Annotated in this window: 13 protein-coding genes and 1 pseudogene; 9 read left to right on the top strand and 5 right to left on the bottom strand. The window is 41.4% G+C overall.

The window, feature by feature from the left end; all coding sequences use genetic code 11:
- Positions 1 to 133: 133 nt before the first annotated feature.
- Positions 134 to 295: a hypothetical protein gene (locus tag F6K49_RS32780; RefSeq protein ID WP_293029936.1), complete on the bottom strand. Its 162-nt coding sequence runs from the start codon at positions 293 to 295 to the stop codon at positions 134 to 136.
- Between the two features lie 70 nt (positions 296 to 365).
- Here F6K49_RS32780 and F6K49_RS32775 point away from each other — a divergent pair.
- From F6K49_RS32775 to F6K49_RS32755, 5 genes and pseudogenes are all read left to right on the top strand, one after another.
- Positions 366 to 533 (top strand): annotated as a pseudogene (locus F6K49_RS32775) (transposase); the annotation flags it as partial.
- Positions 534 to 855: 322 nt separating this feature from the next.
- The gene (locus F6K49_RS32770; RefSeq protein WP_293103357.1) at positions 856 to 1,944 is read left to right on the top strand and encodes a glycosyl transferase; all 1,089 of its coding nucleotides are present in this window, start codon (positions 856 to 858) and stop codon (positions 1,942 to 1,944) included.
- Between the two features lie 17 nt (positions 1,945 to 1,961).
- Positions 1,962 to 2,561, top strand: a complete 600-nt coding sequence (locus tag F6K49_RS32765; RefSeq protein ID WP_293072283.1) for a hypothetical protein — start codon at positions 1,962 to 1,964, stop codon at positions 2,559 to 2,561.
- A gap of 25 nt (positions 2,562 to 2,586) precedes the next feature.
- Complete coding sequence (locus tag F6K49_RS32760; RefSeq protein WP_293029927.1) at positions 2,587 to 3,093, top strand: hypothetical protein; 507 nt, start codon at positions 2,587 to 2,589, stop codon at positions 3,091 to 3,093.
- Between the two features lie 26 nt (positions 3,094 to 3,119).
- Positions 3,120 to 3,539: a secondary thiamine-phosphate synthase enzyme YjbQ gene (locus tag F6K49_RS32755; protein ID WP_293029924.1), complete on the top strand. Its 420-nt coding sequence runs from the start codon at positions 3,120 to 3,122 to the stop codon at positions 3,537 to 3,539.
- A 412-nt stretch (positions 3,540 to 3,951) separates the two neighbouring features.
- Here F6K49_RS32755 and F6K49_RS32750 read toward each other — a convergent pair whose 3' ends face one another.
- The 4 genes from F6K49_RS32750 to F6K49_RS32735 form a co-directional block, all read right to left on the bottom strand.
- On the bottom strand, positions 3,952 to 4,608 hold the full coding sequence (locus tag F6K49_RS32750; protein ID WP_293103352.1) for an ISAs1 family transposase: 657 nt from the start codon (positions 4,606 to 4,608) through the stop codon (positions 3,952 to 3,954).
- Entirely contained in the window at positions 4,592 to 4,870 is a 279-nt protein-coding gene (locus F6K49_RS32745) for a hypothetical protein (RefSeq protein ID WP_293029917.1), read from the bottom strand. The genes F6K49_RS32750 and F6K49_RS32745 overlap by 17 nt, the downstream gene beginning before the upstream one ends.
- Positions 4,870 to 5,220: a hypothetical protein gene (locus tag F6K49_RS32740; protein ID WP_293029914.1), complete on the bottom strand. Its 351-nt coding sequence runs from the start codon at positions 5,218 to 5,220 to the stop codon at positions 4,870 to 4,872. The genes F6K49_RS32745 and F6K49_RS32740 overlap by 1 nt, the downstream gene beginning before the upstream one ends.
- An 84-nt stretch (positions 5,221 to 5,304) precedes the next feature.
- Positions 5,305 to 5,559: a hypothetical protein gene (locus F6K49_RS32735; protein ID WP_293072285.1), complete on the bottom strand. Its 255-nt coding sequence runs from the start codon at positions 5,557 to 5,559 to the stop codon at positions 5,305 to 5,307.
- Positions 5,560 to 5,617: 58 nt separating this feature from the next.
- Here F6K49_RS32735 and F6K49_RS32730 point away from each other — a divergent pair, with 58 nt between their 5' ends.
- The 4 genes from F6K49_RS32730 to F6K49_RS32720 all read left to right on the top strand — a co-directional run bounded on the left by F6K49_RS32730 (position 5,618) and on the right by F6K49_RS32720 (position 7,020).
- Complete coding sequence (locus F6K49_RS32730) at positions 5,618 to 6,058, top strand: helix-turn-helix domain-containing protein (RefSeq protein ID WP_293029912.1); 441 nt, start codon at positions 5,618 to 5,620, stop codon at positions 6,056 to 6,058.
- A 258-nt stretch (positions 6,059 to 6,316) separates the two neighbouring features.
- Positions 6,317 to 6,442: a winged helix-turn-helix domain-containing protein gene (locus F6K49_RS53725; RefSeq protein ID WP_366514259.1), complete on the top strand. Its 126-nt coding sequence runs from the start codon at positions 6,317 to 6,319 to the stop codon at positions 6,440 to 6,442.
- A 144-nt stretch (positions 6,443 to 6,586) separates the two neighbouring features.
- Positions 6,587 to 6,760, top strand: coding sequence for a hypothetical protein (locus F6K49_RS32725; protein ID WP_293103348.1), 174 nt, complete (start codon positions 6,587 to 6,589; stop codon positions 6,758 to 6,760).
- Positions 6,754 to 7,020 carry a transposase gene (locus tag F6K49_RS32720; RefSeq protein WP_293103345.1) on the top strand — a complete coding sequence of 89 codons (267 nt, stop codon included), beginning with the start codon at positions 6,754 to 6,756 and terminating at the stop codon, positions 7,018 to 7,020. The genes F6K49_RS32725 and F6K49_RS32720 overlap by 7 nt, the downstream gene beginning before the upstream one ends.
- The last annotated feature ends 197 nt before the right edge of the window (positions 7,021 to 7,217 follow it).

Below are 7,217 nucleotides of genomic sequence, written 5' to 3'. Positions count from 1 at the left end.
TCTCTTCAGCGGTGGGGTTTTCACCCACATCCGTACAGGTAGTTAGGTTTGTGATTTGATCACGCGCCCCCGAGTCATACCCTACTCTATTACGAGTAGCTCCTACTCGGAACAAGCCGCACTCCAAATTCGGCTATAACCAGTAACTTCGAGCTTCCGTTGCTGGAGTTTTCCCATCGGCAAGTAGCCAGATGATTTGATAGTGACTGCGTTGCACCGAGGAGGTGCTTGCCCGGTAACGAGAGTAGAGTTCCTCCGAACTCAAATGGGATTCAACAGTGACGGTTTTTGGCATAGCGAGTGGCAATGCAATGTTTTTTCAGAGGAAGGGAAGTTTAATTATAACTAATTATCCGAACTTGATATTAATCGAGCAGGCAGGGTGTGAGCTTCTGTTTCTGCCTGCTTATTCACCTGACCTAAATAAAATTGAGAAATTTTGGTCTCGACTGAAACATCATTTACGGAAGACCATTGAGGAATTTGATTGTTTGCAGGATGCTCTGGATAATGCTTTCAGAGTATTGTCCTAACCAACTCTTTCTCTGCTATAGAGTCTGCGTTTTAGATTATTTCGTCGCCCCCTCAGGTTTTCAACTCCTTTAAAAAAAAACTTTAAATTTTTTCTGAATTCGATTTTAAAGTGTGTAAATTATAATCAAGGTAGTATAGCGCTACGCGCAAGTCAGAAGTCAGAAGTCAGAAGTTAGAAGTAAGCTATGACTAAGTTTCGGAGTTTAGGAATGTCAAACACCTTAATGCGTAGTGCTATAACTGCCAAAGTTAGCCACTTGTGGTTTATTTTTGTTAGCCTGCATGAAAGCCTTCAATTAACTCAATACCTGAGCTCCTAGAATGTCTAGACCAGTTTTATACATCGCTATCACTAGCCACGGTTTTGGTCATGCTGTACGTACTGCCTCCGTAGCTGCGGCTATTCAACGACTGTGTCCGGATATCTTACTGATTCTAGTAACAACAATACCACGCTGGTTATTAGAATCCTACATTCCGGGGGATTTTATTCATCGCCCACGGGCTTTTGATGTTGGTGTTATTCAAACCGACAGCTTAACAATGGATAAAGAGGTAACCTTAACCAAACTACAGCAAATTCGTTCCAATGCTAGATCAATTATTGCTAGTGAGGTTGACTTTATTCGTAACAATCGAGTAGGCCTGATATTAGCCGATATTCCCCCCTTAGCTGTAGGTATTGCTCAAGCGGCTGAAATTCCCTGCTGGATGATGAGTAACTTTGGCTGGGACTTCATCTATCGAGACTGGGGAGGAGAGTTTGCTGAGATTGCCGATTGGATCAGTGAGTATTATGGGAAATGCGATCGCTTATTTCGCCTTCCTTTACATGAACCCATGAGCGCGTTCACCCAGATCACCGATGTGGGCTTAACAGGGGGATCACCAGGATACAGTACAGATCAATTAAGGAAGCATTTTGATCTGAAGTCTCCAGAGTTTAAAACTGCTTTACTCACCTTTGGGGGATTAGGGTTGGAACAAATTCCTTACCATAATCTATCTAGATTCCCTAACTGGCAGTTTATCACATTTGACTCTCAAGCACCAGATTTACCCAATTTACTGAAAATCAAGGGTCACGACTATCGACCAGTGGATTTCATGCCCTTGTGCTCGCGAGTGATTTCCAAAGCGGGGTACAGTACTTTTGCTGAAGCCTTACGCCTGGATATCCCAATTTCTTCAGTTACCCGCTCGGGATTTGCTGAAGCCGCTATCCTAATAGAAGGGGTGCAAGACTACGGTCACCATCAGATTTTAACACCGACAGAATTTTTCCACGGCAACTGGGAATTCCTCCATCATACTCCCAAGCCTCCCAGAAAATCTCAAAGCTTGGTAAAGGATGGAACAGACAAGATTGCTAAAGATATTGTTAACTACCTCCAGACTCACACTAAATAGCCTAAATAGCCCCTGCCATGATATCTACCGTAGATTCGCTTATAGAACAGATCCAGAATAGCCAAAATTCTATCCCAAAGTCCATCGACACACCAGAAACCTCTACTATTGAAGAACAGACCTCTGAAGAGCAGACCTCTTTCCCCAGCCTAGAGTTGGCAGCACGAGACGTTCGTATGGTACTTGATCAACAAAGGGAGCGCAGTCAAACCTTGACCACAAAGCTCAATATCTTGTTTGTCACTAACGGAGCCTTGTTAACGAGTTTAACCATATCTGGGCTAGTATTTTTCCGCAGCCCATTTGGTATAGCCGAGATACTGGGATTTATGCTTAATTTTACCCTACTAATCCGTGCTTTTCTCCCGCGTCAGATAGCAGTCAGTCCCAACTTGGGAGATAAAAAATTCCTAGAACGTTACCTGGTACTCTCACCAGAACAATACCAGCTACAGATGCTGGTTAATCTGGTAGAGACTTATAATGCAAACAGGCAGCGATTAGAAGATTTTTCTCTATCGTTGAAGTATTCTGCTTATGTAACTTGGGGGGTTGCCTTGATTATTACTTTGAATGTCATAGCAGAGTTTTGCATTCCTGCGCTTAAACTGATGTGATGTATTGTTGGCTTTCGCTGAGACTATGAATTCTAAACAGGTTAATAAAAAACCCTCCGGAGAACCCTTGAGTTTACCGGAACCAGACCCAGAGAACATCACTGTCTTGACCCGTAACCTGCCCAACAAGCCAATTCTGCCCTGGAATCACTATGATTCCCCTTGGCGTGATGGGGAACCGGAGAATCCAGAGGCATCGGAAAATTCCGAGCAGGCAGATGAGTCGAGTGACAATCAATCTGCAACTGAGCCAGAATCAGCAGAAAAGCCAGAGTTATCAGAAACTGCTGCTCAACTGGATAAGTTGTATACAGAAGAATTGGCAACCGTCCCTGAGTCGTTATCAGAAGATACTCTAGAGTCATCAGAAACTGGTGCTGTGGTGGATGAGTCTCCTGACAATCCACCAACAGCTGTAGCCACAGAAACCTTGGAAACACCTGTGGTGGATAAGTCTCCTGTCAATCCACCAACAGCTGTAGCCACAGAAACCTCGGAAACACCATCCGAGGAACTGAAACAGCTCGGGTAGCAGTGGCTAGATTAACCAAGCCTTCTATGACTCATTATCAACAACGACTCAAAATCAAGACTACCGGTAAATCCTTCTCCAACATTACCGGGAAAGTTCAATCTGTGGTTGCTACATCAGGACTGGAGACTGGACTGTGTACCATTTTCCTCCGTCATACCTCCGCAAGTTTGGTAATTCAGGAAAATGCTGATCCTGATGTGCTCACGGATTTATCGAACTTTTTTGCTAAATTAGTACCAGAAGATGGCAAAAGCTATAGCCATAGTGCCGAAGGTTCCGATGATATGCCTGCTCATATCCGCACTGCGCTGACTCAAACATCGGAACAGATTCCTATTGCTCAGGGGAGATTGCTCTTAGGAACCTGGCAAGGCATTTATATTTGGGAGCATCGCCGACAGGCTCACTACCGGGAGGTGGTGGTGCATATCGCCGGGAATTAATCTCAACCAGTATCTATTCTAACTATTAGAGTCGATGCCCGGTATTATCCGGGCAGGGCTGTTTCATTCTCAATAAAATAGAAGATAATCAGAGATAATTACTCTTAAGTACAAAAACTGAGGATATAGCTCAGATTATGGCTCATTAGACCTCTTGCCAAAATATTTTGAGTTATAATAGTAAATTTTGTGAAAATTAGCTAAATTGTATACTACGCTTATACACAAAGAGATTACAAAGCAAGTTTGTTAGTCTTAAGCGTACGCTAAATAAAAAATTGCCAAATTTATAATTATACCACGAAAGACTTTTGCAAGAGGTCTATTGTCTTGATGCAATAGCGAGTGGTTTGAAGTTACCGTAAGACAGGCTCGCCTTAATCAATAAGTTTTAACCATGCATCTGCATAGCCTACCAACCATAAAGGCTCAACGTAATCAGGTTTCGTCTCCGGGGGAAACCCCCAAGACCGCGCTGCATCGCTTCACTGATCGCTCCCTTGATCGAATCAAAGCCATGTGCTCTTAAAAGGGTTAAAACCCAGGTTTTGAGCACAGATAAGTTTAAAGGAGCAAATCCTGATGTTTGTGGGCTAATATCTTCCTCATAGATGACATCTTTTACCCAATCAAGAGAATTTTCAATTAGCCAATGTCCTCGTATACCTTCTGACAGACGGCGAGATTGAGGTGGTTTTGAACAAAGATAATAACTGATGCTTCGATAAGTCTCATTGCCACGAGTTCCACTACGTTCGACTTTAATCACACAACCCACGCCAATCCATTTCGGATCAAGGTTTTCGGGTGGATCAAACACAACGATTTTACGATAACTATTACGGTTTCTAGTTTTTTCATGATGGGTCACTTTTTGTTGTGCTCTTTGCCGATTCGATAGGGTTTCTATTTGTTGATATAGCTTTGGTTGATTAGTTTTGACTTTAACTAGATAGTCATTGCCTGATTTAACGATCGCTTCGAGACTGAAGTTCCCCCTTTGACAAAAATGGCAACCTATGCAGGGTAAGGAATAGCAGATTTTCTGTCGGTCATTTACTGGGTACAAATAGGGAAACACCAAGTAAATCTAACGCCTTTTGTTGGACTGGTGTGGGTTGAGTAATTTTCAAAAAAGTCAGATCAGCCCCCTCTAATTTAGAAGCAATTGTGTTGAGAGTAATTGTTACTAAATCTGCCATCAAAGTCGAAAAGCTGTGTACGGGTAAGTTCTGGGCTGTCCGCTTCTTACGAGCCGTGGGATTTAGCTTTTTTTGAACGTTTAACAGGAGTAACTCCATCCCAATCAATCGGGGTGTCGTCCTCGTCATCAAAAAGAATCGGTGAAGCGAGCCTGCTTCATATGCCATTCCACATAATAAGCCAGCATACAAAGAAAAACGTGAGATTTAACTCGGCTTTCGAGATGGTGATAAATGGGACGGACTTTTAAATCCATCGTCTTATAAGAGCGAAAAGCCTGTTCGACTTGAGACAGACTTTTGTAAGCTTTCACTGTAGCTGGAGCATCTAAAACTTCGGTGTCTACAGAAGTACGAATGACATATAATCCATCCAAGGCAGCGGCGGCTTTTAAGCCTTGGGGCTTGCGGGTGTAGGAAAAGCTGTTGTTCGTGATTTCCAGTTCAAAGAACTTCCCCACTCGATACTTGTTAATCACCTTTCCGACTCGGAGGCCAATTTGGTCAGCACCCTTTAAAGCCCTTTTTTATCGGAGAGTAGCTTGAACAATTTTTTCTAATTCTTATTCTGTTTTATGTAAGAGTTTTTCTCGTTTTTGAGCCCTTGAATCAGCAGTTATTGGATTGCGACAAGCGATTAATCTTTCCCCCGGATAATCTACTGATTCCACTTCCACTAAATTTTGTTCATCAAACAGTCCCAGTTGAATCACTTCTTGCTCAGCCAAGAGTTTGATTTGATGAGCAGTTAAGGCTGTAATCCAATCGAGATCCTCCCTTGTCGAGAACTCTTGGTTGATACGGGTTTGAGTAATCATACCAAATCCGGTTGTCAAACACCCTTATAATATAAGAAAATTGATGGAGACAAGATGGATGCCCAAAAAAGTTACTCTAGCCAATCATTGTAGTTCCGACGAACTGAAACAAAAGTACCTCAAAAGTAAAGATTTAGTGGCCTTTTGGCCACGCTACGCGAACGAATCAAGAAGATGGCACCTACTGTGGAAAGTGTCCTTAGGGTGGACTATTAAAAATAGTGCCATCGCTGTGGGTATTAATTATGATTATGGCAAAGAGATAGTTAAAAAATATAATAATTTTGGAGAAAAAGGAGTCCAGAATTTAAAAAATAAGCACAGACAGCATAGGGGAGGCAAAAAACCACTACTAAGAGAATCTCAACTTAAAAAATTAGCAAAAGAATTAGAATCAAGACCATCAGACGGAGGAATTTGGACAGGACCAAAAGTAGCTCGTTGGATCGAAAAAGAAACCAGAGACGAAACCTTAGAGAGTGGTTTGAAGTTACCGTAAGAATAAAGAAGCCTTATTCCATGAGTTTTATCCCTTTTACCCATAGCCTTTCGCCTATAAAGGCTTCTTTATTCTAAGGTTTCATCTCCGGCCTTATTTCAGATAACTTAAAAATATTACCCATAACCTGTCCCTATAAAGGCGACCCTCTCTTACGGTAACTTCAAAGAGTTAAAAAAGTCTGGAATCAGAGACGAAACCTTAGAGTAGTGCAGCCTTACAACAAGACCTGTCACCTTTGATCCATAGCCTACCAACTTGCTTTGGCTGCACTACTCTTACGGTAACTTCAAGAGAGGATGGGATTACTTAAAAAAGCTCAAATTTTCATGGCAGAGTCCGATACCAAAACATAGGAAAGGAAATAAAATTGAACAAGAATAATTTATTAAAAATTTACCAATCAAAGTAAAACAAATAGAACAAGCCGATTTAAACTCAGAAATACAACTGTGGTTTTTCGATGAACATAGAGTCGGTTTAAAACCAATCTTAAAAAAGGGATGGTCGAAAATAGGAGAAAGACCAATGGCGATTGTTCAACATCGTTATCAATGGTTGTATGTCTATGGATTTGTCCAACCTAAGACTGGAAAAAATTTATGGTATTTAATCCCCAGATTCAATACAGAATGGTTAAACCTAGTCTCTAAAAAATTTGCTGAAGATGTGGGCATTTCTCCAAAAAAAAAGTGTTGTTAGTAGAAGATAATGCTGGATGGCATCGGAGTAAGAAGGTAAAAATTACTTCAGGAATTAAACTAGAGTTTTTGCCCCCATACTCTCCAGAATTACAACCAGCAGAAAGACTGTGTAAATTAGGGGATGAACCTTTAGTAAATAATTGTTTTGAGACGATTGATGAAATCGAAGAATTGTTAGTAAAACGTTGTCAGGTTTTGAGTGAGATGAAAGAAGAAATTAGAAATTTAACTTTCTATCATTGGCTAGCTTCTATTTAAGCATTTTTTTAATGGGGTATGACAACCGGATTTAGTATGAGAACTGGATAATCATCATCAGGTAGTTTTCCAGGGTACAGCGGCGAAAAATTATGCCCCAGATAAGTTAGACTGTAAGGGAATCGAGGCTTTTAAAATTTTCAGCATATACCTCGTGTCCATGCTGGCTCGTTTGATTTTTTGACGAGTACTGCGTT

It is taken from the genome of Moorena sp. SIO3I6, assembly GCF_010672095.1.
The sequence above is the reverse complement of the archived record's forward strand: the minus strand, read 5'-3'. Positions and strand labels throughout refer to the sequence as shown.

Coding starts and splice junctions, on each gene's coding strand:
- F6K49_RS32780 (WP_293029936.1), bottom strand. CDS start 295: ATGCCAAAAACCGTCACTGTTGAATCCCATTTGAGTTCGGAGGAACTC.
- F6K49_RS32770 (WP_293103357.1), top strand. CDS start 856: ATGTCTAGACCAGTTTTATACATCGCTATCACTAGCCACGGTTTTGGT.
- F6K49_RS32765 (WP_293072283.1), top strand. CDS start 1,962: ATGATATCTACCGTAGATTCGCTTATAGAACAGATCCAGAATAGCCAA.
- F6K49_RS32760 (WP_293029927.1), top strand. CDS start 2,587: ATGAATTCTAAACAGGTTAATAAAAAACCCTCCGGAGAACCCTTGAGT.
- F6K49_RS32755 (WP_293029924.1), top strand. CDS start 3,120: ATGACTCATTATCAACAACGACTCAAAATCAAGACTACCGGTAAATCC.
- F6K49_RS32745 (WP_293029917.1), bottom strand. CDS start 4,870: ATGACGAGGACGACACCCCGATTGATTGGGATGGAGTTACTCCTGTTA.
- F6K49_RS32735 (WP_293072285.1), bottom strand. CDS start 5,559: ATGATTACTCAAACCCGTATCAACCAAGAGTTCTCGACAAGGGAGGAT.
- F6K49_RS32730 (WP_293029912.1), top strand. CDS start 5,618: ATGCCCAAAAAAGTTACTCTAGCCAATCATTGTAGTTCCGACGAACTG.
- F6K49_RS32725 (WP_293103348.1), top strand. CDS start 6,587: ATGGCGATTGTTCAACATCGTTATCAATGGTTGTATGTCTATGGATTT.